The following is a 25,707-nucleotide window of genomic DNA, read 5'->3' on the forward strand; positions in this document are numbered from 1 at the left end:
ATTCTTCTAAATAGATTCGGTAGTTTAAAAGCAACATTAATGCTATCACCCATAGGCGTAGAGCCGAATAATGATGCGATAAACTGTTCACGCGCTAAGCCAAATATGCGAGAAATTAATGTGAAAAAAGCTACTGCGACTCCTGAACGAAATAATCGACTTCTTGCATAACTTGCTTCTAAAGGTAATTTGTGTATCAATCCGGTACTCGCATCCTCACGTACTAAAGTGTACGCTGTAGTACTGCGTTCCGTGTTTCCTTCAAATTCCTCTTTATTAGCTACGTTATGCAAGAAGTCGGTCACTGTTTGTTTTTTATCTTATTTTTCTGATGTCATCCCCGCGGAGGCGGGAATCCAGTAAAACCTATAAAAACTTGTTTTTATAGGTTTATTTTGTTAATTAATGTGTAATTGTTGAGATCGGGATTAAGGCTACTTTTTCTGGATTCCCACCTCCGCGGGAATGACATCAAGCACCATGCAAGCAACGTCATGAATTCTTATCCCTAGCTGACCCTCTATCTATTCCTTCATTGATTAAAGCGTCTGCTTTTGATTTATTTTCCCATCCAGTAACTTTAACCCATTTACCTTTTTCTAAATCTTTATAATGCTCAAAGAAATGCACGATACGTTTCTTGAGCATATCACATAAATCATCTAGCTCTTTAATATGATCGAAAGTAATATCGAGCTTAGAAGTCGGTACTGCGATTATTTTCTCATCAAGCCCTGATTCGTCTTCCATCATCAATACGCCGATTGCTCGGCATTTTATAACCGACCCAGGCACTACTGGATGATGAGCTACGACAAGTACGTCTACCGGATCACCGTCATTTGAAAGAGTATGAGGAATAAAACCGTAATTGCATGGATAGCTCATGGTATTTTGCATAAAGCGATCAACAAAAACTGCTCCTGATTCTTTGTCAAATTCGTATTTGATTGGACCGCTATTCATCGGAATTTCGATAATTACGTTTATTTCGTAATTATTTGCTTTTGCGTTGATTTTATCTATAAACATGTTTTTATTTATTTGGTTGGTTTAGTTATTTTTCGTCATTGCGAGGAGAATTACAACGTAATTCGACTAAGCAATCTCAGGCCTATTTTACTAGATTGCCACGTCGCTTCGCTCTTCGCAATGACGTTGTTATTTCGGAGGTCTGTAATTCTCATCATGCTTTGCAAGTAATTGTCTTGCTATAAATTTTCCGTTCGATAATTGCCCGATGGCAATAATTCCTTGTTCTTTACGAAATAGAGCCGGAAGGGCTCCTTGATATAATATCTCTAAATCCTTAATATTATCGGTAATAACAAAACTTATCTTATCATCAGCAATTTTATTTATTGAGTCTATTTTAATAAGTCCACCGACTCTTAACTCTTTGCCTTGTTCTATTTCATTAATTTTTGACGGCGGCAAAAAAAATACTATATTTTTCTCTAAATTGTAAAGTATTATACTAATGCCTAAACATGCTGAGCAGAAACAAATAATTATTGTTATTAATCTATTTCTTACTCTCTTTTGCATTAAAGTTCTGTTTATTTTTCAATGACTTGTAATTTAAAAAACTTACAATTAACAATATCGCTAAGGTTAAAAAGGTAAATAAATACGCTACCGATATATAATTATTCATTTCTTAAAAATTCCATAATTTTCTTAGGCGAAGAATCTAAATAGAAATGTTTCAGATATTTTCCGTTTGCATCGATTAAATATGTAAAAGATGAATGATCAAGCATATAGTTTGGGTTGTCATCATCACCATGCACACGAGCATAGAAAACCTTGAATTTATCAGTTACATCTTTTATTTGCTGCTCGTTACCGGTAAGACCTATAAATTTTGGATGAAAATGTTTTAGATATTCTTTAAGTGCTATAGGAGTATCACGTTTTGGGTCAATAGTGATAAAAACAGGTAGAATATCTATTTTATGTTTATTTAAAATTTCTACAATCTCCGTCATTTTATTTAGAGAGGTTGGGCATATATCAGGACAACTAGTAAATCCAAAGTAAATGAGGCTTAAGTTGCCTTTCAACTTATCACTATTAAATATCTCTCCATTTTGGTCTATTAGTTCAAAATCACCGCCGATTTTTACGTTATCTTCATAGATATTAACTTGACCGGCAAGCGGTTTTTCAGGCGTTCTTAAAGATAACAACAAATATAATGCTCCTACTCCTATTAATAAGCTAATTACGATAATTATTTTTATAACATTTGACTGTATTTTCATAAGATATTATCCATTTTTGCGTTGTCATCCTAGCTGGTCCTGCTGTATGGCTCTTATGTCATTCCTGCGAAAGCAGGAATCCAGAGAAAAGTGAAAATGTTATACCGTGGCTTGACTACGGTATCTTGTATCACAGGCCGTGTCCTGGAGATCCCACAATCAAGTTGCGGGATGACATTAAAGGTTACTGGATTCCCGCTTTCGTGGGAATGACATAAAAAGACCATACAACAAAGTCTACTCTTTTACACAAGCCCTAATTTTTTAGGTTTAAAATATTTTACCCAAATATCTATTAACAATTTAGTGATGATAATTGCTGAAAACATTGAAGATATAATCCCGATCGTTAATGCAACGGCAAAACCTTTTATTGCCCCTACTCCAAATATATAAAGTAAAAAAGCAACGATTAAAGTAGTTAGGTTAGCATCAAGGATAGTGGCAAACGCAGATTCAAAACCGGTTCTAATAGCATAAAGATTAGAAACTCCTTTATGCAGTTCCTCTTTAATTCTTTCGTAAATCAATACATTAGCATCAACAGCCATACCCATAGTGAGTATTATTCCTGCAATTCCCGGCAGAGTTAAAGTAGCTTGGAAAAGTGAAAGTAAAGCTAAAATATATAACAATGCAAGGCTTAAGGCTATATTGGCAAATAAACCAAGCACACCGTAAGACCAAACCATAAATATACACACTGCTATAAATCCTATAAGTCCTGCCTTTTTGCCCGACTCTATAGAATCAGCACCCAAATTTGGACCTATACTTCTCTCTTCAATAATTTTAAGTGGGGCAGGAAGCGAACCGGCTCGCAATAATAGTGCAAGCTCATTTGCCGACTCAACGGTAAAATTTCCTGTTATTATACCGCTTCCGCCCATAATTGCTCCGTTTATCGTTGGAGCACTTAGTAATTTATTGTCTAAAACTATAGCAAGGCGTTTACCGGTATTATTTTTGGTTATTTCACCAAATATTTTACTACCTAAATTGTTGAAAGAAAAAGCAACTACCGCTTGCGAATTTTGGTCAAAAGAAGCTGAAGCGGTTGTAAGCTGATCCCCACCCAAAACAACTTTTTTCTTTATAACGACATAATACTCCCCATGACTTTCGCTATCTCCCTTAACTAGCATTGAACCTACTGGAACATGTCCTTTTACCGCTTCTTCGATATTGGCATTTTCATCAACTAAATGAAAAGTTAGCTTTGCAGTTTTCCCTAATATATTCTTCAGGTAAGAGGGATTTTCTTCACCGGGAACTTGCAGTAATATATGCTTATCGCCTTGTTTCTGTAGGATCGGCTCTTTAGTGCCGGTACTATCAACTCTCATGCGAACGATCTCAATAGATTGGTCTACTACCTTATTAAGTAAGTCATTTAATCTAGATTTACTGTAGCTAAGCTTTATTTTATTTTCATTTACTTCAGCGATAATTTCTGGATCGATTTTATTAATTATTTTCTTTAACAGCTTTAATTTCTCAGGCGATCTTACTTCTAATTGAATGCTATTTTGTCTAACTAACAGATTTTTATAGCAGATTTTATCCTCACGAAAATTTTTGCGTAAAGTGTCGGCAAGATTTTCCATTGAATCATTTAAGTAGGTGTCAAAATCAACATCGAGTAATAAATGGGCTCCTCCTCTAAGGTCAAGTCCTAGATTTACTGAATCATGAGGCAGAAACTTAGAGTTTACCTGCATGAAATTAGGTAAGGCACAAATAACCGCAAAAACCGTACATATAATTGAAAGAAAAATTTTCCACTTAGGAAGATTTTGCACCGCTTACCTTCTTATCTTTTTTGTTGTTTTCTTTTTTTACTACTACTTCTTTTGTACGACTAGTTATATCGATAATAGCACTTTTTAAAGCTTTAATACGTACATCTTTAGCTATTTCGATTTCAATAGTATTGTCATTTTCACTTACTTTAGTCACAATACCGTAAATGCCGCTATTTGTTAGAACTTCTTCGCCTTTTTTAACTTCACTTACTAATTTCTCTCTTTCTTTGCGTCGTGTTTCTTGTGGACGTAATAATAAGAAGTAAAATACAGCAAAAATTAAAACCATCGGTATTAAGCTTGTTAACCCCGATTGTAAAGAATTTGTTTCTACAGGCACTACCTCAGTTTCCTGTATTTCTATAGTGTCGTTATTATTTGCCTGATTATCTTGCGTATTTGCTGACATATGTAATTTCCTAATTGTTGCAATAGTCTTCCTGTATAACCTCTTTCTAAAAGAAATTTGTATACCTTTGATACTTCAAGATTTGGTACGTCAAATTTTGGGCTTCGCCTTTGCTCACGTAAGTTTTCTACGCTCCGCAGGCTCACCACTTATTTGGCTTCCAACTTTTGAAGTATCTGCGGTATACATCAATCCGGTACTCGCATCTCACGTACCTTTTTGTACGCTGCAGTGCTGCGTGCCGTGTTTCCTTAAAATTTCTCTTTATAAGATAGGTTATGCACTAAGTCCCATAAAATAAAAATAGCTACCTAATAGCTTTAATGCAAGGGTAAAGTAATAATATTAAATGTATTTTATACTAATATAAGTTATCACAAAACCGATAAATGGCTATTTTTATGACAGTTATAACTACTAGAATTTCTAATGAACTAGATATTATACGTAAAGCAATAGAAAATTATATATATAGAAGAAAAAGCAGATTTATTAATTGCTTTGTCTCATATAGAAAAAGGAGAAGAAGTAATTGCACTATGAAGATATTAAGAAAAAATATGGTTTGGAAGATTGAATTTATGATAAACTTACTGATGTCATTTGCAAAAGGGCGTTGTTGCTTAGCTTGAAAAACATACTCTATGTCATTCCCGCTTACGCGGGAATGACATAGAATGAAAAAATTACTGGAGCGGGTGAAGGGATTCGAACCCTCGACTTCGACCTTGGCAAGGTAGCGCTCTACCCCTGAGCTACGCCCGCTTAAATAAAATAACGGCGTTTTAATGTAAAAAGTTTAAGGGGATCAAAATTAATTACATATAAAACGCCTTAGTGCTTTTTAATCTAAGCGAACCTGAATATAAGTAATTATAAGATAAATTGCAAGTATTAAATTAGAAATTTATTGGCATTGCTAAATAAAGATAGATTATTTAATAAATTAACGCCATTGCAAGGAAATTACAAAGTATATTGACTAAGCAATCTAGTTAAAAACTCTGTAAACTAGAATTTATTATTATTTTTTTGGATTGATACGCTCCTTTCAGTCGCTCAGCTCATTACGACACCTGTCTTGAGTTAGCAATGCTATAAAATCTAATTTTGTTAAATTGACTTTTATTTTTATATAAAACAGTATAGTTCTTTATTAATTTTAACTAATCTGTAAAAAAAGTATGTGAAGTTACGCAAAAGAGCAAAAAAGTTTAGCCCGTAATCAAAAAGAAGCAATAGGGCTACTATCGATAGGTACGTTTCTTGAATATTTTGATCTCATGCTCCTATGTACACATGGCGGTACTACTTAACGAGCTATTTTTTCCTGAAGCCGATGCACGAGCGGCTTCTCTATATTCTGCCATTGCATATTGTGCAACATATGTATTTAGACCTTAGACCTATCGGTGCTTTAATATTCGGTTGGATAGGAGATACTATAGGTCGTAAGGCAACGGTCATTATTACAACTTTTTTAATGTCGCTTTGTTGTCTTATAATGGCTAATTATAAAAACTGATGCCATAAATTGGTATTACGGCGACTTTTGTAGTAACTGCGTGTCGTATCGCTCAGGGGATGTCCTTTATAGGGGAGGTAGTAGGTGCCGAGCTTTATCTAACCGAAATGACAAAAATTCCTTAACGTTATTGGGTGGTGGCTTCGCTTGTTGTTTTTGTAATTTTAGGTGCAACCGTAGCATTGGCGGTAGGAACACTTGTTACTTCTTTTGGACTTGATTGGCGTATTGCATTTTGGTTTGGAGCAGCTATTGCTATAGTTGGTGCTGTTGTAAGGACAAATCTTAGGGAGACTCCAGATGTCATTGATGCAAAAAGACGAATAAAGAAAACTGTAGCACAAGCGGGGATAGATAGTAATCGGCTAAAATCAAGCCCTATTTGGAGTGAAAAAATTAATAAACCAACAGCAATAGCTTTCTTTTTTATACATTGTGGAGCCCCGTTATGGTTTTATATTGTTTATATTTATTGCGGTAATATGCTAAAAACTCATTTAATTACAGTGCTGCTCAAGTAATTCATCAAAAATTTTATTGTTTGTGGTACAGACTTAATAAGTACAATAATTGTTACTTATTTGGTTTGTAAAATACATCCTTTAAAAGTCCTTAAAGTAAGATTAATAATATTTTCTATTGTAGCCCTTATGTCTCCTATCTTACTAAATAATATTTCAAATACTATAGCATTACTTTTATTCCAATTATTTATTGTAGTATTTGCCCCTACTACTTTTCCGGCAGGTGCAGTGTTTTATGCAAGATTCCCAGTATTAAAACGTTTTACATGCGGCAGTTTTATATTTGCTGTATCACAAGCTTTAATGTTTGCAGTTTCTTCTTTTAGAACAATTTACTTGATAGATTATTTTAATCACTGGGGATTATTATTCTTGATTATTCCAATTCTAATTGGTTATACATTTGGAGTAAATCATTTTATAAAGTTAGAGGAGGAAGCAGAGAGTTATTATTAGAAAAAGCTTTGTGTCTTTCAAGTTCAATATTAAAAACTTTTAGGCATAACTCAGCAAATTCTCGTTCTAGTTTATAATTTATATTAGCAGCGACCAAAAGAAAATTTATTAAAGTCTCTTCAATAATTTTTCTAGCTTTCTCAGGTGATTTAACTCCCAAAGTTTGCACATTATGAATTCGGTCAAATAATTTTATTAATGCCGTATTGTATCTTTTCTCTTCAATTAATAAGTTTAGGCTTTCTCCGCTACTTATCTTCCCGTAAGATTTAATTCTAGTTAGACCTTCTACGTGTTTTGCTACTTCCGGTCCAAAAATTTCGGTAATTGTTTCTTCAGTTAATTCAGTGTCTTCAATAGTATCATGAAGTAAAGCGGCTTGTAGCATAATAATGTTATAAAGCTTAGGTGCTTCTTCAGCTACAAATTCAGCAAGCATAATTGTTACCTCAATCGGGTGCGAATAATAAGGATCGCCTGATTGACGCATTTGAGAACCGTGTTACGTGCATAGTAGATACCTTTGTTGATTTCGAGGATATCTATAGGATTTGCTACTTTAGTATTTAAATATTCGAGTTTATCAAGTAATTTTTTACTATAAACACAAATTGCAAACTTTTCTTTCCAAGAGCTTATATCTTCCATAAAAGTTATTCTTATTGCATTATAATTTGTGGGCTATTAATTAAAAAATTAGGCATTGCCTAGAAAAAGTTGATAATTTGAAAAGTTTACGTCATTGCCACGCTCTTTGCAGTCGCTTAGCTCATGACGATATCAACCGTTTCGAGGAAATGCCAAAAATGGCAGTAATAAATAGCTGCAGATTAGGTTCTGTGAAGGAAAATTAAATTAATCTATTTTTGCTATTTCTTGCTGTAAATCATAAGATTTTTTTGAAATAGGAACAACTATTACTACAAAAATCTTATTAATTTTCGCTAAAAAATATCTGAAAATATAAATAATTTAATTTTCCTTCACAGAACCTAAAGATTATTGTTATATTATTTTAAATATTAATCCTAAAGTCAAAATATAACTATGTCAAACCGTAATAGTTTAGAAGTACAAGAGTACGCACAAGCTAGCTCCTTAAATAATACTAATCTAACTGCATCACAGGGTGAGTTAATACTAACTGTTGCAAATTTATTGTTCAAAGAGTCAAATATTAATAATAATCAGAATATACAAAGAGATAATAATATATCTTATGAGAATAATATTACCGACTTTGAAAATCAGGATACAAGTTGTGGTATATGTAAATGTCTTGGAGCTATAGCTACTGTTTGCTGCAATGTGTATGTATTTTTATTTGAATAAACACCAAATTTTACACTAAAAAAATATGAGCAAGGCTTAAGAAAGTTAGGAAACCTAGAGCATCGGTTATGGTTGTTAGAAATACACCGGAGCCTGTAGCGGGGTCTATATCAAAATAATGCAGTATTATAGGAATAGCAGAGCCGAATAATCCGGCTACTAAAAAATTTAAAATAACTGCAATAGCAAAAATAACGCTAAGATTTAAGTCAAGCAACATCACAAAGCTAAGTCCTGCTCCGATAATTGCAAGTACAAAACCGTTAAAAGCCGATACGGCTATTTCTTTTAATATAACTTTATTGACATTATTATAATGAATATCTTTATTAGCAAGGGCTCTAACCGTAACGGTCATGGCTTGTGTTCCGGCATTTCCGCCCATTGAAGCTACAATAGGCATAGTGGCTGCAAGCGTTACAAGTTTTGCAATAGTATCGTTAAAATGGTTAATGATAAGTGAGGTCATGCAGGCAGTGATTAGATTAACAAAGAGCCAAGGAAAACGATGTTTAACGGTATAAAATACATTGAAGAAAGTATCTTGAGTGTGTACCCCGCTTAATGATAATATATCTTTGCCGGCTTGTTCTTCGATAATATAAATTATATTATCGATTGATACGCTACCTACTAACTTACCGCTTTTATTTACTACCGGTACAATAGTTAAAGCATATTGTCTAAAAATGAAGCTTAGTTCATTTAAGTCGGTAAAAGCATCTGCAAGCTTAAAATCTTTGCTCATCAAATCTTTTATCAATTCATTTTTTTTGCCTTTAATTAGCGTGCTAAGAGAAATAATACCGATAGGGCGTAATTTATTATCCGTAACGATTGCCGCATAAAAGTCATTCTTTACGTTCTTGATAAAATTTAATGATTCCTCGACCGTCCATCCTTCTTGAAGATTAATAAAATCTCGCTCAATTACCCTACCTACCGTATTTTCGGGATATGTACAACCTACGGTAATTTGGTGTTTTTTTTCTTTAGTGAGATTACTTAGGATAAGGTCTTTTATATCATCGTCTAGATCGATTACTACTTCAATAGCATCTTCTATAACTAGCTTATTGATTAATTCTGCAGATTTTTTTATGCCTAAAGTTTCTATTATTAAAGGTTTACTATAAGCATTTAATGATACTAACGTTTCAGGCTTAATTTCATCCTGTAATAAAGGAATAATTATTTTATATGTTTTATTGTTAAGATTATCTAAGAAATCTGCTAAATCGGCATAATGAAGCTTGGCTAGCCTGCTTGCAGCAGCATCATAATTGTGATCTTCGATCAGATCGTTAATTTGATCAAAAATTTCAGCAAATTGATCGTGATGATCTGGTAAGATGCTTTTAAATATATTGAAATTAGGCATAGCCTATTGACCTAATAGTTTATTATAGACTTATTATAATTATTTAAAGCTGGTTAGCTAGGCTTGGCACAGTATTGTATACAATTTGCTAATCAATATAAATCACAGAGTACAAATAAGCAATAGTTTTTATTTTAACTCCTTTTCATTTATCAGGAGTATACAATTAGCACAAACATTTGCTAACAAGAAGAACTTAGGAGTAAATATAAAATCTGAAGTGTCGAAACAGACAAAAATTTGACTTTGTGAAAAACTGGCTAATGGTGCGGTCAAGAAGACTTGAACTTCCAATCTTTTTACAGAACAGCACCCTCAATGCTGCGCGTCTACCAATTTCGCCACGACCGCTTAAGTTTTACTCTATAGCAGATTATGAGTAAAATATCAATAGAGTTCTTTTGATGTCATTTCCACCTTTCTATGTCATTCCCGCGGAAGCGGGAATGACATAAACTAGCCATGCGACAATACCTTTAGTCGTTCGCAATGACGGCAAAGCTATTCAAGATAAATCAACAACAAAACTAGGTGTAATCGATTGCTTAACAGCAGCTTTCATTAAACTATCTAGTTTTTCATCAATATTATCAAAATCAATATGATATTCTCTAGAATTTCCGGTTAACACTAGGGCAGAGTCTATACCAAGGCGATTTGCTGCAAGTATATCGGTGTAAACAGTGTCCCCAATCATTAACATGCGATTCTTAGGGGTATTATGACATTCTTTTAAAATTTTGCTATATATTTCTTCATATGGCTTACCGCTATAAATTACTTTTCCGCCAAGCTGCTTTATTTTTTCGGCATAATAGCCGCTACAATATCTATAAACACCGTGCTGATTTATTCCAAGGTCAGGATTAGCACAAATATTGACCATTTTACGTTGTACAACAATTTTAAATAATTCATCGAATTCGTTTAAATCTAAATTTTCGTTTTCGTCTCTGTAAATAGTCATTAAGAAAATATTAGCTTTGTTAATATCATCAGTGATAGGACATTGAATTCTGTTTATTATATCATTTTCTAAATGTCCTAAATGATATATCACTGGTTTTTCTATACCGAACCGCTCTTTACTTTCTAGTATCATTTCTACTGCTATTTCGCCTGAGCTAATGATCATTTCCGGTTCTGCATTTAATCCCCACGATTTAATTGTTTGATGCAGTGAAAAAATATTGCGTGGAGCATTAGTGACAAAATATACTTTTTTTCGTTCAATAATCTTATTGATATTTTGTACGACGCCCGGATAGGTACGCCCCCCTTCAATTATTACCCCCCAAAGATCGAATAAAAACACGTCATAATCATTAATTACGTCGAAAATATTTTTTAACTTTAATATATTCATTGTTATCTCGCTAATTTTAAATCAAGAAACTTTACTATTTTAATAAGTTACGTTATAGTTATTTTTATTGTTTCTAGCAACAAGTAATAGAGCCATATATATAATATGTCGGAAATTGAAGAAAAATTTAACGAATCATCATACGGTGCTGATTCCATAAAGGTTTTAAAAGGTCTTGAAGCCGTAAGAAAAAGACCGGGAATGTATATCGGGGATGTTGGAGACGGGTCGGGTCTACATCATATGATTTATGAAGTAGTCGACAACGCTATCGACGAGTCGCTTGCCGGTTATTGCGATCTAGTACGAGTAACATTAAATAAAAACGGTTCAGTAACCGTATCCGATAACGGGCGAGGTATACCCGTTGAAATTCATGAAGAAGAAGGAATATCGGCAGCTGAAGTTATTATGACGCAACTTCACGCCGGCGGTAAGTTTGACCAGAACGCTTATAAGGTTGCAGGCGGTCTACACGGTGTCGGTGTATCGGTTGTAAATGCTCTTTCTGAATGGCTTGAGCTGCGTATTTGGCGTAATAATAAGGAATATTTGATTAGATTTAATAACGGTACAACGGAAGCTCCGCTTGCGGTTGTCAAAGAAAATATTGATAAAAAAGGTACGGAAGTTACTTTTTTCCCGTCTGTAGAAACGTTTACTAATATAGAATTTGATTCTGGCACTATAGAGCATCGTCTTCGTGAGCTTGCTTTTTTAAATTCAGGCGTAAAGATTTTACTCGTCGATAATCGCTTTGAAGAAGTTAAAGAAGTAGAGTTTTATTATACGGGTGGTATAGAAGCTTATGTAAAATATATAGACAGAGCGAAGCACGCTATCCATCCATGTATAGTAGTTAATACGGAGAATGCTGAGTCCGGTATAAGCCTTGAGCTTGCAATGCATTGGAACGATTCTTATCATGAAAATATTTTATGCTTTACTAATAATATTAGGCAGCGTGATGGCGGAACTCATCTTAGTGCTTTCAAATCAGCGATAACACGTGTTATTACCTCGTATCTTGATACTACGGGTCTTAATAAAAAAGCTAAAAATGACTTTAGCGGTGAAGATACTAGGGAAGGGCTATGTTGTGTGCTTTCCGTTAAAGTGCCTGATCCTAAATTTTCTTCTCAAACAAAAGATAAGCTAGTAAGCTCCGAAGTACGACCGGTTGTTGAGAATGCCGTTTATACAAAGGTTCTTGAGTGGTTTGAAGAGCATCCAGCAGAAGCTAAGGCAATTATAGCTAAGATTATGGAAGCTGCGAATGCTCGTGAAGCTGCTAGAAAAGCAAGGGAACTCACTCGAAGAAAATCAGCTTTAGAAGTTTCGAATTTACCAGGTAAACTTGCAGATTGCCATGCAAAAGATCCTGCTATTTCAGAATTGTTTATTGTTGAGGGGGACTCTGCGGGCGGTACTGCAAAGCAGGGTAGGGATAGTAAAATTCAGGCTATATTGCCTTTGCGTGGTAAAATTTTGAACGTTGAACGTGCAAGATTTGATAAAATGCTCGGTTCGGACCAAATCGGTACGTTAATTACAGCTCTTGGAATTAATGTTGAACAAGAATTTTCCTTAGAAAAGCTTAGATACCATAAAGTTATTATTATGACCGATGCTGATGTTGACGGCTCGCACATTAGAACTTTATTACTCACGTTTTTCTATCGTCATATGCCTGAGCTAATAAATAAAGGCTATCTATATATAGCTCAGCCACCGCTTTATAAAGTAAAGAAAGGAGCAGCCGAGCTTTATTTAAAGAATGAGCAAGCGCTGCAAGATTATTTGATCAAATCAACTATTAATGATGCAACCTTAATTCTAGACGGTAAAGAGCAGTTAGTGGGTGATAATTTAGAAGAGCTAATTAATAAAGTAGTTAAGTTTAACGGCTTGCTTGACCATGCTAGCAAAAAATTTAATCGCTCAATTACCGAAATTCTTGCGATTAATGACTTACTTAATAACAAAATATTTGAGCCTGAAAGTGATTTAAGGCTTAAAAAAGCGTTAGATGTTTTAAATAGCTTAGAAGATTCGCCTGATAAGACTAATTGGGAAGTTTTAAAACATGAAAATAAAATAGAGTTCTTCCGCTTTAGTAGGGGTTTAAAAGAAGGTAAAATATTATTGAAAGAGCAGTTAGAATCATTTGAGTTTGTACAAATATCAAAGCTTGCTTTAACGATCTTTGATATATTTAGTAAGCAATTAAAGCTTATAGTGAAAAGTCAGGAATTCGATATTTTAACACCGAGTCAGTTGTTAAATACCATTATAGAATGCGGAAAAAGAGGTATAAATATTCAGCGTTTTAAGGGTCTTGGTGAGATGAATTCCGACCAGCTATGGGAGACTACTCTTGACCCTACAAAAAGAACTTTGCTTCAGGTAAGAGTTGCAGAAATTGATGAAGCAGAAGGCATTTTCTCTACTTTAATGGGTGACGTTGTTGAACCTCGTAGGTTATTTATCCAAGCAAATGCGTTGAATGTCGTGAATTTGGATGTGTAGTATAATCGGTATCATACCGTGGGCTTGACCACGGTATCCAGAAAATAACTAAAAATACTAATAATATTAGTATTTTTAGCTGGATCCCGCGATCAAGTCGCGGGATGACAATTTAATCAGTTTCTCCTCGCAATGACATTACAATTTTATCAAAATAATTTATGCACAAATTAATTATTCACGGTGGTACACCTCTTAAAGGTAGTATTAATATTAGCGGTGCTAAAAATGCCGTGTTACCTATTATGGCAGCGTCTATTCTTACTGATAAACTGCATATTACTAATGTTCCAAAGTTAACGGATGTTAGTACTATGAAAGATTTGCTCCGAAGTCACGGGGCAGATATTGAAATAATAGAACATCAAGATGAATTTGAGCTCATAATTAATACCGAAAATATAAATAACTTTACTGCAGATTATGAAATAGTCCGTAAAATGAGAGCATCGATTTGGGTGCTTGGTCCTTTGCTTACCAAATACGGTAAAGCAAAAGTATCGCTTCCGGGTGGTTGTGCTATTGGAGCAAGGCAAGTAGATTTGCATATTGCTGTATTAAAAGCTATGGGAGCTACGATTGAAATAGAAGACGGTTATATTAACGCTTCAAGTAAAGGACGCTTAAAAGGTACTCATTTTGTTTTTGATAAAGTTTCCGTAGGTGCTACGATTAATGCAACACTTGCAGCTGTTTTAGCAGAGGGGGAGACCGTGCTTTTTAATTGCGGTCGAGAGCCGGAAATAGTTGATTTATGTAATTGTCTTATCACAATGGGAGCCGATATTGCAGGTATCGGCACTAGCGAAATAACAATTAAAGGCAAGGATTCTTTAAATAAAGCGAGCTATAAAGTACTTTCTGATCGTATTGAAGCTGGTACTTATATGTTTGCGGCGGCTATTACTAAAGGTGATATAAAAATTTGTGGGATTGATTACCATATTGTAGAAAATATAGCTTTAAAACTTATCGAAACGGGTATAAAAGTCGTGCCGATCAATAACGGAGTTCAAGTAACTTATGAAGGGAAGTTAAATTCAGTTGATTTAGAAACTAATCCCTATCCTGGCTTTGCTACTGATTTGCAAGCTCAATTTATGAGCCTTATGACGCTTAGTAGCGGTGTTTCAATGATCACCGAGAATATTTTTGAAAATCGTTTCATGCATGTCCCTGAATTGTGTAGAATGGGAGCAGATATAGTAGTACGAGGTAATAAGGCGGTTGTTCGAGGTGTAGAAATGTTAAAAGGCGCAGAAGTTATGGCAAGTGATCTTAGAGCTTCGGTATCACTAATACTCGCCGGTCTTAGTACTAATAGCAAAACCGTATTACACCGAATATATCATTTAGATCGTGGCTTCCAAGGTTTAGAAAAAAAATTAAGTAATTGCGGTGCAGATATAAAAAGGGTATAATATACTCGATCAACTTCAAAAATTGGCTACGTCGTTCTACAAGAGCTGCGGTACCTCACGTATTAAGTATACGCTGCGTTCCTCGCCTTGTGAACTCCTTGCTCTTTTTGAAGTTGATCTGCATATACTCGTTTCCTATTTATTTGTAGTATACTATTTTTAACGGAGAAAAATTATGGCAAGAATTACAGCAGAAGATTGTAATAAAATTATACCGGATAGGTTTCGGCTTGTTGTCCTAGCAACAAGATATGCTAAATTATTAAATTATAAAGTAGAAACTAATCAAATCAAAAAAGAAAAGCGTGATAAGCCTCCTGTGATCTCATTACGTAGAATTGCTGCCGGAAAAGTATCGGTAGCTCAGTTAGAACAAGATTTAATAAATAGTCTGCGTACAAGAACTATTATAGAGCCGCTTGTTAATCAAGATGAATCAGAAGCTGTAGAAGAAAAATTTGAGTATTTACCTGAAGTTTACATCGGGGAAGATTATTCTGATTTAGATGATCAAATCTTTATTGATGAGAATGGCAAAGATTATGAAACCGATAAGTAAATGCTTATCGGTGTTGGTACTGATATAGTACAAATTCCTAGAATCGAAAAAATATTACATTTATATCCAGAACTTTTTGCTAAAAAAATTCTAACTTCAAAGGAATTAAAACAGTTTGCTTTGTTGGGAAAAATAAACCATGCTGCTTTTTTAGCCAAGCGTTTTGCTGCTAAAGAGGCTGTTAGTAAAGCCTTTGGAGTCGGTATAGGTCAAGGTATAAATTTTAAAGATATTACTATACTAAATAATGATTTAGGTAAGCCTATAGTAGAAGTTAGCTCAAACTATACAAACAAACTCTCTCCTTTTAATATTCACCTTTCTCTTGCTGATGATTATCCTGTATGCGTAGCATTTGCTGTGATTGAGAGTAGTTATAATGTTATTCTTGGTAGAGGCGTTACTGTGTGAACCCTATGTCATTCCCGCGGAGGCATTGTTGCGTGGATATACCCAAACCGTCATTACGAGGAGCGAAGCGACGTGGCAACCTCATGCAGTAATAACAAACTCCTGAGTGCTTCGTCAAAACTTACAGTTTTTTCTAGTAATGACGACTTGGTATACGGGGAATGCCCGCTCTCGCAATGACAAAATATAAATTACGATCCGGCTTTGCTGTCTGTTTTAGGTAACATGATTTTTAAATCAGCTTTAGCTTCTAAATCAGCAATATATTTCTTTAGTACTTCTGCAGCTAATATATTATCAATAGTTACTTTTGCTTCTTCTTTTGTTGGAATAGGCACAGGTTTTTTCTCAAGCACTTTGATAATATGCCAACCGAAATCGGTTTTTACAGGAGTTGAAACTTCATTTACTTTTAAAGCAAAAGCTTTCTTTTCAAATTCCGGTACTAACTGCCCAGGTTGATTTAGTAGAATGTAACCGATAACGCCGCCGTTTGAAGCTGAAGTTTTATCAAGAGATAACTCTTCTGCAAGCTTAGTAAAGTTTCCGCCTTTGCTTAATTTGGTTTTTATATCATTAGCTTCTTTTTGAGATTTAACTAAAATATGAGCAACTTTTATTTGTTCTTTACCTTGAAGATTACCGACATATTTATTATATTCGTCATCAAACATCTTATCTGTAATGTTAGATTTTATGTAGTTTGCTAGTAATTCTTGTTGAGCTAATTGATTTTTTGCATTTTCAAGTTTTTCTTGGAATTCTTTAGAAGAAGTAATATTTGACTTAGCAACTTCTTCTTTTAACAAAAGATTATTAACATAAATTTTTATTAATTTTTCCTGATCTTGTGGTGGAAAATCATCAAAATTTTTGATTGTTTCACCTGATTGAAGATTAAGCTGAGGCTTAAATTCTTTCATAATTTGCGATTCTTTTACTTCACCGCCTTTATAGGTAGCAACTACCTTGTCTTTATCAGCAAAAGCAATACCGGAAAGCATGCTAACTGATAAAAATATAACAGATAATTTTTTCATTTATGACTCATAATTGTATTAAATATAAGCTTGAATTATATAAAAATAATATATAACCGTCAACAGCTATTTGAGAATATTTTATTTATTAATAATAATTTACAAATATTTGTAGTAAAAAATTATTCATTTAAATAAAATTATAACATTTGATAATTTTATAAAATATACCTATATTCAAATATTCAAGTACTAAAATACTAAAAATATCATAAGGACTTTAATGCTTTCTATTTTAAAAAAACTTTTCGGTACTGCAAATGATCGTACTGTAAAAAAACTATTTTCTGAAATTACAAAAATTAACTCGCTTGAACCTGCTATACAAAAATTATCAGATGAGGAGTTGAAGAATAAAACTGTGGAGTTTAAAGAAAAGCTTAAAAACGGAGCTACTTTAGACGATATAGTATATGAGGCGTTTGCGGTAGTTAGGGAAGCAGCTAAAAGAGTTTGCGGTATGCGTCATTTTGACGTTCAGCTTATAGGTGGCCTGATATTACATCGAGGCATGATTACCGAAATGCGTACCGGTGAGGGTAAGACCTTAGTTGCAACGCTTCCTGCTTACTTAAATGCTTTAACTGGAAAAGGTGTACATGTTGTAACCGTAAATGATTATCTAGCACGCCGTGATTCTGCTTCCATGGGTAAAATTTACAATTTTTTAGGTTTATCGATTGGATGTATTGTTGGCGGTATGCCTGATGAGGTAAAACGAGCCGCCTATAATGCCGATATTACTCATGCAACAAATAATGAACTCGGTTTCGATTATTTAAGGGATAATATGAAGTATAGCTTGCAGGAGCGGGTACTTCGTCCTTTTAATTTTGCTATCATCGATGAGGTTGATTCGATTTTGATAGATGAAGCAAGAACTCCGCTCGTTATTTCGGGTCCGGTTAATGATAATGCAGAATTATACGGTAAAATTGATAAAATAGTACGTCTGCTTAATGCGAGTGATTTTGAAAAAGACGAAAAATTAAAAACTATCAATTTAACGGAAACCGGCATTACACATATAGAATCACTTTTAAGTAAAGAAAATATTATAAAACCGGATACCAGTTTATATGATTTTGAGAATTTAACTTTAGTACATTATGTTAACCAAGCCTTAAGAGCTCATAATATGTTTACTGTTAATGTAGATTATTTGGTGCGTGAAGGTAAAGTAATGATTATTGATGAGTTTACCGGTCGTGTAATGGAAGGGCGTAGATATTCGGAAGGGTTACATCAAGCATTAGAAGCAAAAGAAAATGTGAAAATTCAAAATGAGAACCAAACTTTAGCATCTATTACTTTCCAAAATTATTTTCGTAATTATCCTAAATTATCGGGTATGACCGGTACGGCTATGACCGAAGCACCGGAACTAAAAGATATATATAATCTCGATGTGGTCGCAGTCCCAACCCATAATAAAGTTACAAGGCTTGACCTTGATGACGAAATTTACGGCAGTAAAAAAGAAAAATATGATGCTATCTTAAAGCTAATTAAGGATTGTTACGATCGTGGACAGCCTATACTTGTCGGTACGATAAGCATAGAAAAGTCAGAAGAACTTTCAAGCGTTTTAAATAAAGAAAAAATCCCTCATAAAGTATTAAACGCCAAATTTCATGAGCAGGAAGCTTTTATTATTGCTCAAGCAGGTAGGTTTAAGGCAGTAACGATTGCAACTAATATGGCAGGGCGTGGTACTGATATTATGCTTGGCGGTAATCCTGAAATGTTAATAGAACAGCTGGATAAAGAACATAATTATGAAGCTAAAATAGCTGAAATAAAAGCTCACATTGCCGAAGAAAAGAAGCAGGTTATTGAAGCAGGCGGCTTATTTGTGATAGGTACGGAAAGGCATGAAAGCCGTAGGATAGATAATCAGCTAAGAGGAAGATCAGGTAGACAAGGTGATCCTGGTAAAACTAAGTTTTTCCTATCGCTTGATGACGATTTAATGCGTATTTTTGCATCAGATCGTATATCAGGAGTCCTTAGAACACTTGGATTGAAAGACGGAGAGGCTATCCACCATCCGATGATTAGTCGTTCACTTGAGAAAGCGCAGCAAAAAGTGGAAGGACATAACTACGAAATGCGTAAAAATTTATTACGTTTTGATGATGTAATGAATGACCAACGTAAGATAATATACGAGCAACGTACTGAAATTATTAAATCTAAAGATAGTCACGGTTTCTTAAATAGTACTACTGAGGAACTTGCCAAAAAGATAGTATTAACTTTCATGCCGGTAGGCTCTTATAGAGAAGATTGGGATATAGAGAATTTAAGCGTAGAATTACATCGTGTTTTTTCTATAAAATTTGATCATAATGTAGTAAGTAAAAATGATGTAACGGAAGAAGAAATCACGAAGACCGTTATACAAATGGCTCATGATATATATAAGTCAAAAGAAGAAGTCTATAGTAGCGAGTTAATGCATAATGCCGTGAAATATATTTTATTAACTACCCTTGATCAAGTTTGGAAAGATCATTTATATAACTTAGATCATTTAAGACAAGGCATATCTCTTCGAGCTTATGCCCAAAAAGACCCTCTTAGTGAGTATAAAAGAGAAGCATTTAACTTATTCGAGCAGATGCTTAATAATTTAAAAGAATTATTTATTCAAACCGTATACCATTTCCATATTGACTTAAAACATGTTCAAAAAGAAGATGTTTCGCTTGAGTATAAAAAACTTCAGAAAAATATGCGTGAGAGTCGGGAAGATCCGGCATTTAGTAAATATAACGCAGGAAGTAGCCTTGAGACTGACCTTAAACCAGTCGTATCACGCATTGACCCAAAAGATAGAAACCCTGACGATCCTACTAGTTGGGGTAGGGTATCTCGTAATGAGCTATGCCCGTGTGGTTCAGGCAAGAAATATAAATATTGTCATGGTGCAAATGAATAGATGAAAACCTATAATACCCTACGATTTTTACTCTATGTCATTCCCGCGAAGGCGGGAATCCAGCAAAATTCGAAAAAATCAAAGGGTTATAGCTATTTCTTAAAATTTCTTTACATTTTTAGAAAAAGTAAAAATTCTTTGAGATTTTTATACTTTCTGGATTCCCGCCTTCGCGGGAATGACATAAAACGAGCCATTAATTCTTAAGACAATACAACCTTTTTAAAAATTGTAGGGTATTATAATGAAAACCACTTTACCTCAGCGTTCTCTAAAAATCCAAGCTAGGCTTAATTTTATAGTGCAGTAAATTCTAGATATTGTACAAGATAAAATCGCTATGATTATCTTGTATGGCTCTTTTGCCAGAGGTGATTGGGTGCGTGATCTACCTAACGGTTACCGTAGCGATACCGATATTTTGATAATTCTGAAGAAAGGTAAATATAAAGGATATACTGCTTTAAGATTAAAAGATACAATATATACCAAATTAAAAAAGACAAGAGTAATAAAGCCGCAAATTATCCCATATGACTCACGAATATCAATAATTCTTGAATCAATAGATGAAGTAACAGGCAGTTAGAAAAAGGACGTTATTTTTATACGGATATAAAAAAAGAAGGCATTCTTTTATATGATAGCAAGGAATTTACACTTAGCGAAGCTAAAGATTTCCCTTGGAGCGAGATGAAAGAAATTGCTAAAGATTACTATGAAGAATGGTTTAGAAGTGGATGCGGGTTTTTGATTGATTGCAAATATCCATTTGAAAGAGGCGAATTAAACAAAAGTGCTTTTTATCTTCATCAAGCCACGGAGAGTTTTTACAGTAGCATCTTGTTAGTTTTTTCCAATTACAAACCTAAATTGCATGATATAGAAGAATTAGGGAGTATGACAGAAAATTATAATAGTGAGCTATTGCAAGTATTTCCTATAGCAACCCCTGAGCAAAAAGAATGTTTTGAGTTACTTCAAAAAGCTTATGTTGACGCAAGATATGATAAAAACTATAAAATTACAAAAGAACAGCTGCCTTATTTAATCGATAGAGTAGAAAAGTTGAAAGAAATCACTGAAAGAATCTGCACGGCAAGGATTAATCAGTAGGAGTTCTCAGTATTGTCTGTGTGACTTCCTAATCGTCATTATGAGGAAATTGCATAGCAATGGACGAAGCAATCTCAGGAGTTTGTTATTATTTCATAAGATTGCCACGCAGCCTACAGCTGCTCGCAATGACGATTTGGGTATCCAAGCAAGCCTTTTGCAGGAATGACAATGAGATCTTTATCACCTTTAAGAAATACAAAGTATAAATAAGTAGAATATGATAAAAGAACTATTAAATAGTAATTTAACTCTGTTGCTAAAGTCAAATAGAGTAGTGCAAGATATAGAACATTATGTAAAACAATGTAGCTTTGAAAATGTTTTAAAATAGTCTATTTTTCTTGATAAAGTGGGCGTAGTAAGGAGTTTAAATGAATTACGTGCAGTATCTACTACTGAACTATTTTCGGTATCTACAAATAATGCACTAAAAGTTGCTAAATGGTTAGTTGAAGAAAAAAAAGCAAATGTTAATATGTGTAGTGATATTTTGAAGGATACTCCTTGAAATTCAGCCGTACGTCACGGAACTTATAAAGTAGCAGAATATCTAATATCAAAAGGCGCTGCAGTAAACGGGAACGATGGAGCTTGGCTAGGCTCACCTTTATATGAAGCGGTAAGCACTTTAATGTAGCAAAACTATTACTTAAGAATGGGGCTGAGGTGGATCAAAGAAAATCCGGAGGAATACCTTTGCATGCGGTTGCTAAAAACGTTCGATGTACTTCTAAAGATATTAAGGATGATGAAATATATAAGCTGTTAGTATCATATGGTGCTGATATCAACGCAAAAGTAGAATTTAAAGGAGTAGGGTTTAGTATATATGATGGAAAAACGATATCAGAAATAGTAGAATTTAAAATAGCATTCGTCGGTGAAAGTGAAGTAATAAAGGAAGAATAATGATGTTTTGAGATATCTTAACATATTTATAGGCATTGCCTAGAAATCGTTGATACCGTCATTGTAAGCGGCTGTAGGCTCCTGTTGCATGGATACCAAATCGTCATTGCGAGCGACTGTAAGGAGCGTGGCAATCCAGAAAAATAATAAAAATGCTACGCATTTTACTAGATTGCTTCGTCAATTACTTTGTAATTTTCCTCGTAATGACGTAAACTTTTCAAATTATCAACTTTTTCTAGGCAATGTCTATTTATCGACACAGTAGTTATTGACAAGTTTAGGAAAAAGTTTTATATTCTTCACAAGTTTAAGAAAAAGTTAATAGTATATGTCTAAAGCAAAAACAGCTTCCAAAAATAACCCAACTTCTAGGGAACAGGCTAAAGAATATTTTCATAACGGTCAGAAAATCAAACCGGTCAAGCTTATTGTTGCTCAAAAGTCTTTTCTAGCTGCCGAATATGAATCTTCCGGAGATTTAGTCGTAGGGAGCAATGGTCAGCCATTACCTTGGGGATTAGTTAAAAGCTTATCTTAATATTTTCACTTCCAAAAACCTCGCCAATAAATAATCGGGGGCATAGCTCAGGGGTAGAGCATCTGCTTTGCACGCAGAGGGTCAAGGGTTCGATTCCCTTTGCCTCCACCACTTCCGATAAGGGTTTCAAGGCTTTTTGAAATTTAGTAAAAACTTTGAATGTTCCTTTTGTTTTAATTTGCGCTCCATGTCTTGCTAAAAAAATATTCTGTACCTACTATTGGTTATGGGAAGTATTGACAACAGCAGAATCTAGGCAAAAACAATAATCTACATACTCAAAAGCTTAGGTTACTATTTACTTGAGAAAGAAATACACGAAGCTTTGCTAGAACTCAGTAATTATAGCAGTGAAGAGAATAATAAATTATTAAATACAACTAAATTAACAAAAAAATAAGGACATAATATGAGTGGTACAACAAAAAATATAAATGCAAAGGGAGCAGCAAGCATGGGTCTTGATAGTTGGCTTGGCGTTACTGTAGGTAATAATATTACTCACTCTTTTAGTTTAGATACTAATAGTAATATTTTTTAGGTATCACCGATACTATGAATTACTATAATGGCTTAGGTAGTATAGACATAAATAATGCACATGTTAATTTTAATATAAAACTAATAGAGCTTTAGAAATAAATGCTAATAACAGACCTTTTAAATTGATTGTAGACGAGGATTTTTCTATAAAAATTGCAGAGTTTAACACCCATGATTCTCTTGTAATAGAGATATATCCAAGGCATTGCTCTTAGAATACTAGACGAAGAATGTCCTTCTATGCCTATAACTTTGGGGCAAAATGCTAAAGTTAATTTTATCTATGAAAATGAGCAATATACTTTTACAAATCATTATCAAGATAAAATGAGTTTCCAAGATATAAATACGTTAGCAAAAATAGCTAATCTACCTCATAAAGAATTTGTTAAAATTTTATCTAATAATTATACGCTAGAAGAAATAAAGGAGATTGCAGATCAATATAAAGCAATAGATAAAGAGGCATTAAATTTATTTATAGGACAAAATTATAAGCTTTTTTATAGCTCTGATCAAACTGAAAATCCTTTTAAAGATCATACTCCATTTTTAAATTAGTAGACAAATCTTTGGAAGAAAGTCCAATTCTTAATCTACTGCCTGTTGACCTGAAATATCATATAGCTTCTTATTTAGAGGACGAAGTCGGTATAATAGGTAATGACAGCTAAATCCTCTATATAATTATCCTCTATCTACTACAATGCAAGCTGGCATACATATTGGCATGCAAGAAGATTTAAGCTACACGGCAAAGCTTGCCAATCACTTAATACATAAAAATGGTACGCAATGGCTTGATGTTCTAGATCAGGCATTAAATTTATACCAGCTAGGTACTCAGACTATGCAGATAGCAGGCGATATAAGAAAGCTAGTAGTAAGCACATCGCTGGTAGGCTTAAAGAAAAATTTACAAAATCTTGACTCTATAAGATTTGGTATGTAGGTATCAAGGGGAGTAAGTACTACAAATAATTTAGTAGTTGAGAGTTTGCAGGACGTAATACAAGCACGGATGGATGTCCGGTATGCAGATGAGCGTTGGCTTTAATAATGCCGGAACATATAAGGAGCTAGGAGGTAAAGCTGAAGTAGCTAGCCGAGATGTAGTGCGGACAACAGAATTATCAAAAAAATTTACTTTACTCTATTAGTGGTACGATAAATAAATTATGTACCTAAAAGAGTAACAAAATATATTAGATTTTGAATCTCAAATTGAACGAAAAGACGCCACATTAGAATTATATATAGAAAACAATTCTTTTAATATATTGGATACTTTAAATAAGATAAATTCGATTCCACATACGTCACTTAATAATATATCTTCTTCTGAAGAAAATCCATTAATTAAGGAGTTAACCGCCATTAATGGACAAAAAATCCACCTTATTTATTCTCCGATAATTAAAAAAGTTTCAGCGTATATTAGTGAAGATAATAAAATTATTGAAATAAAGAATGTGATGGAGAGTATAAACTTTACGTAGATCACCAAGGCTTAGGAGGAGTGCTTCCAACTCATGCTACAGGTTCTACTGGTACTAATGGAACAGTGGTTACTCCAGTGCCACAATATGAATCTGCATCTATTACTCCTAGAACAATGAATGCAGTAATTAATACTCCGATAACAGCAACCGTAGGAGGAACAGAGCCTATTATTAAAGAATATCAAGAACATATTCTGCAGAATAGATATTCAAATCTATATGTTACACGTTTTGCAATAAAATTTGATCCTTCAGATCCTGTAAGTTTGAACAGTCATATATTACCTCACTCAATCTCAGGATTAACCCAAATTGAACAAGATATATTTACTTATGCCTTGCATGAATTAATGCTTACAAGCCCTGCAAGTTCTATTATTGGAGTTGGACCAGGTAATTTTCCAAATAACGTAGTATTAGTAGATTTTTTTAAAAGAGACCTAGGTACTCAGCAAATACCAATAGATAATATTACTGGTTTTCCTGCTGGCATTCATACTGCATGTTTATTGAAAAAAGAAAATAATATAGTCACTTTAATTGATCCAAATAATTTCATTTTTAGTAATCTATTAGAAAACTTTGTTAAATTTCTTGGGCCATCTCTATTTCCTAACCTAATCCCACCTTTCACCATAGAAATAGAACAAAATATTCACGGTAATAAGCAAAAATTTTATAAATTTGATCCAACAATACCTGTTGGAAGAGGAACAAATAATTCAAGAGATTGCACAGATGTTGCAGTTTAAATTGCATTTAAATTAAACGAAGAACAACAAAAAGGTATTAACCCTATTGGATCGTATAAAATCTTTATCAAATCAAAAAGCAGTTAATATTTTAATACCATATGATGAGATAAATATGCGTGCATTACAAGATTCATCTGCTGCTCGTAGAGAGGAAACAATTAATTTATTAATAAAATATAAAGGGAAGATTAATCTTGCACAAAAGGGAGGTATTACGACTTTAGCAAAATTACAGAAGTTTGATAGATTGCTAACTGCAGTAGAAACATTTTGTAATCAACCGGCAATTCAACCACTGTTACAAGATCTAAATAAACTTCAAGTAGTTGTAACAAAAAGATAAATAAGGTAGTTTATTTTAAAAAGAGA

The 25,707-nt window shown here is 33.7% G+C and carries 27 protein-coding genes, 3 tRNA genes and 5 pseudogenes; 22 read left to right on the forward strand and 13 right to left on the reverse strand.

Annotation, left to right across the window (positions count from 1 at the left end):
• The 7 genes and pseudogenes from O6R16_RS04160 to O6R16_RS04190 all read right to left on the reverse strand — a co-directional run.
• Positions 1–296, reverse strand: a pseudogene (locus O6R16_RS04160) (palindromic element RPE1 domain-containing protein); the annotation flags it as partial.
• A 196-nt stretch (positions 297–492) separates the two neighbouring features.
• Positions 493–1,032, reverse strand: coding sequence for an inorganic diphosphatase (gene ppa, locus O6R16_RS04165; protein ID WP_499680139.1), 540 nt, complete (start codon positions 1,030–1,032; stop codon positions 493–495).
• Between the two features lie 129 nt (positions 1,033–1,161).
• The gene (gene ccmE, locus O6R16_RS04170) at positions 1,162–1,548 is read right to left on the reverse strand and encodes a cytochrome c maturation protein CcmE (RefSeq protein WP_499680140.1); all 387 of its coding nucleotides are present in this window, start codon (positions 1,546–1,548) and stop codon (positions 1,162–1,164) included.
• Between the two features lie 101 nt (positions 1,549–1,649).
• Positions 1,650–2,267, reverse strand: a complete 618-nt coding sequence (locus O6R16_RS04175) for an SCO family protein (RefSeq protein ID WP_499680141.1) — start codon at positions 2,265–2,267, stop codon at positions 1,650–1,652.
• Between the two features lie 245 nt (positions 2,268–2,512).
• Positions 2,513–4,069, reverse strand: a complete 1,557-nt coding sequence (gene secD / locus O6R16_RS04180; RefSeq protein ID WP_499680142.1) for a protein translocase subunit SecD — start codon at positions 4,067–4,069, stop codon at positions 2,513–2,515.
• Positions 4,053–4,481 (reverse strand): preprotein translocase subunit YajC, encoded by a 429-nt coding sequence (gene yajC, locus O6R16_RS04185; protein WP_499680143.1) that lies wholly within the window; start codon positions 4,479–4,481, stop codon positions 4,053–4,055. The genes secD and yajC overlap by 17 nt, the downstream gene beginning before the upstream one ends.
• 20 nt (positions 4,482–4,501) lie before the next feature.
• Positions 4,502–4,786, reverse strand: a pseudogene (locus tag O6R16_RS04190) (palindromic element RPE1 domain-containing protein); the annotation flags it as partial.
• A gap of 84 nt (positions 4,787–4,870) precedes the next feature.
• Between O6R16_RS04190 and O6R16_RS04195 the strand changes: the two are divergent.
• Positions 4,871–5,058 (forward strand): annotated as a pseudogene (locus O6R16_RS04195) (antitoxin of toxin-antitoxin stability system).
• Positions 5,059–5,171: 113 nt separating this feature from the next.
• Here the strand turns inward: O6R16_RS04195 and O6R16_RS04200 are convergent.
• Positions 5,172–5,246 (reverse strand) — tRNA-Gly (locus tag O6R16_RS04200).
• 622 nt (positions 5,247–5,868) lie between these two features.
• On the opposite strand from O6R16_RS04200, the gene O6R16_RS04205 reads away from it, so the two are divergent.
• The 3 genes from O6R16_RS04205 (at position 5,869) to O6R16_RS04215 (ending at position 6,986) form a co-directional block, all read left to right on the forward strand.
• Positions 5,869–6,006: an MFS transporter gene (locus O6R16_RS04205; protein WP_499680144.1), complete on the forward strand. Its 138-nt coding sequence runs from the start codon at positions 5,869–5,871 to the stop codon at positions 6,004–6,006.
• 137 nt (positions 6,007–6,143) lie between these two features.
• Positions 6,144–6,527: a proline/betaine transporter gene (locus tag O6R16_RS04210; RefSeq protein WP_499680145.1), complete on the forward strand. Its 384-nt coding sequence runs from the start codon at positions 6,144–6,146 to the stop codon at positions 6,525–6,527.
• 117 nt (positions 6,528–6,644) lie between these two features.
• On the forward strand, positions 6,645–6,986 hold the full coding sequence (locus O6R16_RS04215; RefSeq protein WP_499680162.1) for a proline/betaine transporter: 342 nt from the start codon (positions 6,645–6,647) through the stop codon (positions 6,984–6,986).
• Here O6R16_RS04215 and O6R16_RS04220 read toward each other — a convergent pair.
• Positions 6,949–7,634 (reverse strand): annotated as a pseudogene (locus tag O6R16_RS04220) (HD domain-containing protein). The gene O6R16_RS04215 and the pseudogene O6R16_RS04220 sit on opposite strands and share 38 nt — an antisense overlap.
• 399 nt (positions 7,635–8,033) lie before the next feature.
• On the opposite strand from O6R16_RS04220, the gene O6R16_RS04225 reads away from it, so the two are divergent.
• The gene (locus O6R16_RS04225; RefSeq protein ID WP_014409382.1) at positions 8,034–8,318 is read left to right on the forward strand and encodes a hypothetical protein; all 285 of its coding nucleotides are present in this window, start codon (positions 8,034–8,036) and stop codon (positions 8,316–8,318) included.
• A 10-nt stretch (positions 8,319–8,328) separates the two neighbouring features.
• Here the strand turns inward: O6R16_RS04225 and mgtE are convergent, their stop codons facing one another.
• The 3 genes from mgtE to O6R16_RS04240 all read right to left on the reverse strand — a co-directional run bounded on the left by mgtE (position 8,329) and on the right by O6R16_RS04240 (position 11,065).
• The gene (gene mgtE, locus O6R16_RS04230; RefSeq protein ID WP_014408821.1) at positions 8,329–9,699 is read right to left on the reverse strand and encodes a magnesium transporter; all 1,371 of its coding nucleotides are present in this window, start codon (positions 9,697–9,699) and stop codon (positions 8,329–8,331) included.
• Between the two features lie 264 nt (positions 9,700–9,963).
• Positions 9,964–10,050: transfer RNA gene (locus O6R16_RS04235), tRNA-Leu, on the reverse strand.
• Between the two features lie 154 nt (positions 10,051–10,204).
• Positions 10,205–11,065, reverse strand: a complete 861-nt coding sequence (locus O6R16_RS04240) for a TIGR01459 family HAD-type hydrolase (RefSeq protein ID WP_017442382.1) — start codon at positions 11,063–11,065, stop codon at positions 10,205–10,207.
• 105 nt (positions 11,066–11,170) lie between these two features.
• Here O6R16_RS04240 and gyrB point away from each other — a divergent pair, with 105 nt between their 5' ends.
• The 4 genes from gyrB (at position 11,171) to acpS (ending at position 15,985) form a co-directional block, all read left to right on the forward strand.
• Positions 11,171–13,594, forward strand: a complete 2,424-nt coding sequence (gene gyrB, locus O6R16_RS04245; RefSeq protein WP_499680146.1) for a DNA topoisomerase (ATP-hydrolyzing) subunit B — start codon at positions 11,171–11,173, stop codon at positions 13,592–13,594.
• 161 nt (positions 13,595–13,755) lie between these two features.
• Positions 13,756–15,015 carry a UDP-N-acetylglucosamine 1-carboxyvinyltransferase gene (murA, locus tag O6R16_RS04250; RefSeq protein ID WP_499680147.1) on the forward strand — a complete coding sequence of 420 codons (1,260 nt, stop codon included), beginning with the start codon at positions 13,756–13,758 and terminating at the stop codon, positions 15,013–15,015.
• A 175-nt stretch (positions 15,016–15,190) separates the two neighbouring features.
• Positions 15,191–15,574: a DNA-directed RNA polymerase subunit omega gene (rpoZ, locus tag O6R16_RS04255; protein ID WP_499680148.1), complete on the forward strand. Its 384-nt coding sequence runs from the start codon at positions 15,191–15,193 to the stop codon at positions 15,572–15,574.
• Positions 15,575–15,985 carry a holo-ACP synthase gene (gene acpS, locus O6R16_RS04260; RefSeq protein WP_499680149.1) on the forward strand — a complete coding sequence of 137 codons (411 nt, stop codon included), beginning with the start codon at positions 15,575–15,577 and terminating at the stop codon, positions 15,983–15,985. It abuts the gene before it with no gap.
• A 191-nt stretch (positions 15,986–16,176) separates the two neighbouring features.
• Here acpS and O6R16_RS04265 read toward each other — a convergent pair whose 3' ends face one another.
• Complete coding sequence (locus O6R16_RS04265; protein ID WP_499680150.1) at positions 16,177–17,025, reverse strand: foldase protein PrsA; 849 nt, start codon at positions 17,023–17,025, stop codon at positions 16,177–16,179.
• A 223-nt stretch (positions 17,026–17,248) separates the two neighbouring features.
• Between O6R16_RS04265 and secA the strand changes: the two genes are divergently transcribed.
• From secA to O6R16_RS04330, 13 genes and pseudogenes are all read left to right on the forward strand, one after another.
• Positions 17,249–19,969 carry a preprotein translocase subunit SecA gene (secA, locus tag O6R16_RS04270; protein WP_499680151.1) on the forward strand — a complete coding sequence of 907 codons (2,721 nt, stop codon included), beginning with the start codon at positions 17,249–17,251 and terminating at the stop codon, positions 19,967–19,969.
• Between the two features lie 340 nt (positions 19,970–20,309).
• Positions 20,310–20,558, forward strand: a complete 249-nt coding sequence (locus O6R16_RS04275; protein ID WP_499680152.1) for a nucleotidyltransferase domain-containing protein — start codon at positions 20,310–20,312, stop codon at positions 20,556–20,558.
• Between the two features lie 104 nt (positions 20,559–20,662).
• The gene (locus O6R16_RS04280) at positions 20,663–21,085 is read left to right on the forward strand and encodes a HEPN domain-containing protein (protein ID WP_499680153.1); all 423 of its coding nucleotides are present in this window, start codon (positions 20,663–20,665) and stop codon (positions 21,083–21,085) included.
• Positions 21,086–21,437: 352 nt separating this feature from the next.
• Entirely contained in the window at positions 21,438–21,596 is a 159-nt protein-coding gene (locus tag O6R16_RS04285) for an ankyrin repeat domain-containing protein (RefSeq protein ID WP_499680154.1), read from the forward strand.
• 158 nt (positions 21,597–21,754) lie between these two features.
• Entirely contained in the window at positions 21,755–21,997 is a 243-nt protein-coding gene (locus tag O6R16_RS04290) for a hypothetical protein (RefSeq protein WP_499680155.1), read from the forward strand.
• A gap of 331 nt (positions 21,998–22,328) precedes the next feature.
• The gene (locus tag O6R16_RS04295; protein WP_499680156.1) at positions 22,329–22,538 is read left to right on the forward strand and encodes a hypothetical protein; all 210 of its coding nucleotides are present in this window, start codon (positions 22,329–22,331) and stop codon (positions 22,536–22,538) included.
• A 36-nt stretch (positions 22,539–22,574) separates the two neighbouring features.
• A tRNA-Ala gene (locus O6R16_RS04300) sits at positions 22,575–22,649 on the forward strand.
• Between the two features lie 298 nt (positions 22,650–22,947).
• A complete protein-coding gene (locus O6R16_RS04305; RefSeq protein WP_499680157.1) occupies positions 22,948–23,079 on the forward strand; it encodes a hypothetical protein in 132 nt (43 codons plus the stop codon).
• A gap of 14 nt (positions 23,080–23,093) precedes the next feature.
• A pseudogene (locus tag O6R16_RS04310) lies at positions 23,094–23,642 on the forward strand (hypothetical protein).
• Positions 23,643–23,811: 169 nt separating this feature from the next.
• Positions 23,812–24,033: a hypothetical protein gene (locus O6R16_RS04315; RefSeq protein WP_499680158.1), complete on the forward strand. Its 222-nt coding sequence runs from the start codon at positions 23,812–23,814 to the stop codon at positions 24,031–24,033.
• Between the two features lie 82 nt (positions 24,034–24,115).
• Positions 24,116–24,241 carry a hypothetical protein gene (locus tag O6R16_RS04320; protein ID WP_499680159.1) on the forward strand — a complete coding sequence of 42 codons (126 nt, stop codon included), beginning with the start codon at positions 24,116–24,118 and terminating at the stop codon, positions 24,239–24,241.
• A 359-nt stretch (positions 24,242–24,600) separates the two neighbouring features.
• Positions 24,601–25,335, forward strand: a complete 735-nt coding sequence (locus O6R16_RS04325) for a hypothetical protein (RefSeq protein WP_499680160.1) — start codon at positions 24,601–24,603, stop codon at positions 25,333–25,335.
• Positions 25,336–25,381: 46 nt separating this feature from the next.
• The gene (locus O6R16_RS04330) at positions 25,382–25,681 is read left to right on the forward strand and encodes a hypothetical protein (protein ID WP_499680161.1); all 300 of its coding nucleotides are present in this window, start codon (positions 25,382–25,384) and stop codon (positions 25,679–25,681) included.
• The last annotated feature ends 26 nt before the right edge of the window (positions 25,682–25,707 follow it).

The sequence above is a fragment of the Candidatus Rickettsia tasmaniensis genome, from assembly GCF_036857515.1.
Classification (GTDB): domain Bacteria; phylum Pseudomonadota; class Alphaproteobacteria; order Rickettsiales; family Rickettsiaceae; genus Rickettsia; species Rickettsia rickettsii.

Bases quoted from the DNA above. Each gene is read 5' to 3' on its own strand.
- ppa (WP_499680139.1), bottom strand. From the start codon at position 1,032: ATGTTTATAGATAAAATCAACGCAAAAGCAAATAATTACGAAATAAAC.
- ccmE (WP_499680140.1), bottom strand. From the start codon at position 1,548: ATGCAAAAGAGAGTAAGAAATAGATTAATAACAATAATTATTTGTTTC.
- O6R16_RS04175 (WP_499680141.1), bottom strand. From the start codon at position 2,267: ATGAAAATACAGTCAAATGTTATAAAAATAATTATCGTAATTAGCTTA.
- yajC (WP_499680143.1), bottom strand. From the start codon at position 4,481: ATGTCAGCAAATACGCAAGATAATCAGGCAAATAATAACGACACTATA.
- O6R16_RS04205 (WP_499680144.1), top strand. From the start codon at position 5,869: ATGTATTTAGACCTTAGACCTATCGGTGCTTTAATATTCGGTTGGATA.
- O6R16_RS04225 (WP_014409382.1), top strand. From the start codon at position 8,034: ATGTCAAACCGTAATAGTTTAGAAGTACAAGAGTACGCACAAGCTAGC.
- mgtE (WP_014408821.1), bottom strand. From the start codon at position 9,699: ATGCCTAATTTCAATATATTTAAAAGCATCTTACCAGATCATCACGAT.
- O6R16_RS04240 (WP_017442382.1), bottom strand. From the start codon at position 11,065: ATGAATATATTAAAGTTAAAAAATATTTTCGACGTAATTAATGATTAT.
- gyrB (WP_499680146.1), top strand. From the start codon at position 11,171: ATGTCGGAAATTGAAGAAAAATTTAACGAATCATCATACGGTGCTGAT.
- murA (WP_499680147.1), top strand. From the start codon at position 13,756: ATGCACAAATTAATTATTCACGGTGGTACACCTCTTAAAGGTAGTATT.
- rpoZ (WP_499680148.1), top strand. From the start codon at position 15,191: ATGGCAAGAATTACAGCAGAAGATTGTAATAAAATTATACCGGATAGG.
- acpS (WP_499680149.1), top strand. From the start codon at position 15,575: ATGCTTATCGGTGTTGGTACTGATATAGTACAAATTCCTAGAATCGAA.
- O6R16_RS04265 (WP_499680150.1), bottom strand. From the start codon at position 17,025: ATGAAAAAATTATCTGTTATATTTTTATCAGTTAGCATGCTTTCCGGT.
- secA (WP_499680151.1), top strand. From the start codon at position 17,249: ATGCTTTCTATTTTAAAAAAACTTTTCGGTACTGCAAATGATCGTACT.
- O6R16_RS04275 (WP_499680152.1), top strand. From the start codon at position 20,310: ATGATTATCTTGTATGGCTCTTTTGCCAGAGGTGATTGGGTGCGTGAT.
- O6R16_RS04280 (WP_499680153.1), top strand. From the start codon at position 20,663: ATGAAAGAAATTGCTAAAGATTACTATGAAGAATGGTTTAGAAGTGGA.
- O6R16_RS04295 (WP_499680156.1), top strand. From the start codon at position 22,329: ATGTCTAAAGCAAAAACAGCTTCCAAAAATAACCCAACTTCTAGGGAA.
- O6R16_RS04305 (WP_499680157.1), top strand. From the start codon at position 22,948: ATGAGTGGTACAACAAAAAATATAAATGCAAAGGGAGCAGCAAGCATG.
- O6R16_RS04315 (WP_499680158.1), top strand. From the start codon at position 23,812: ATGCAAGAAGATTTAAGCTACACGGCAAAGCTTGCCAATCACTTAATA.
- O6R16_RS04320 (WP_499680159.1), top strand. From the start codon at position 24,116: ATGCAGATGAGCGTTGGCTTTAATAATGCCGGAACATATAAGGAGCTA.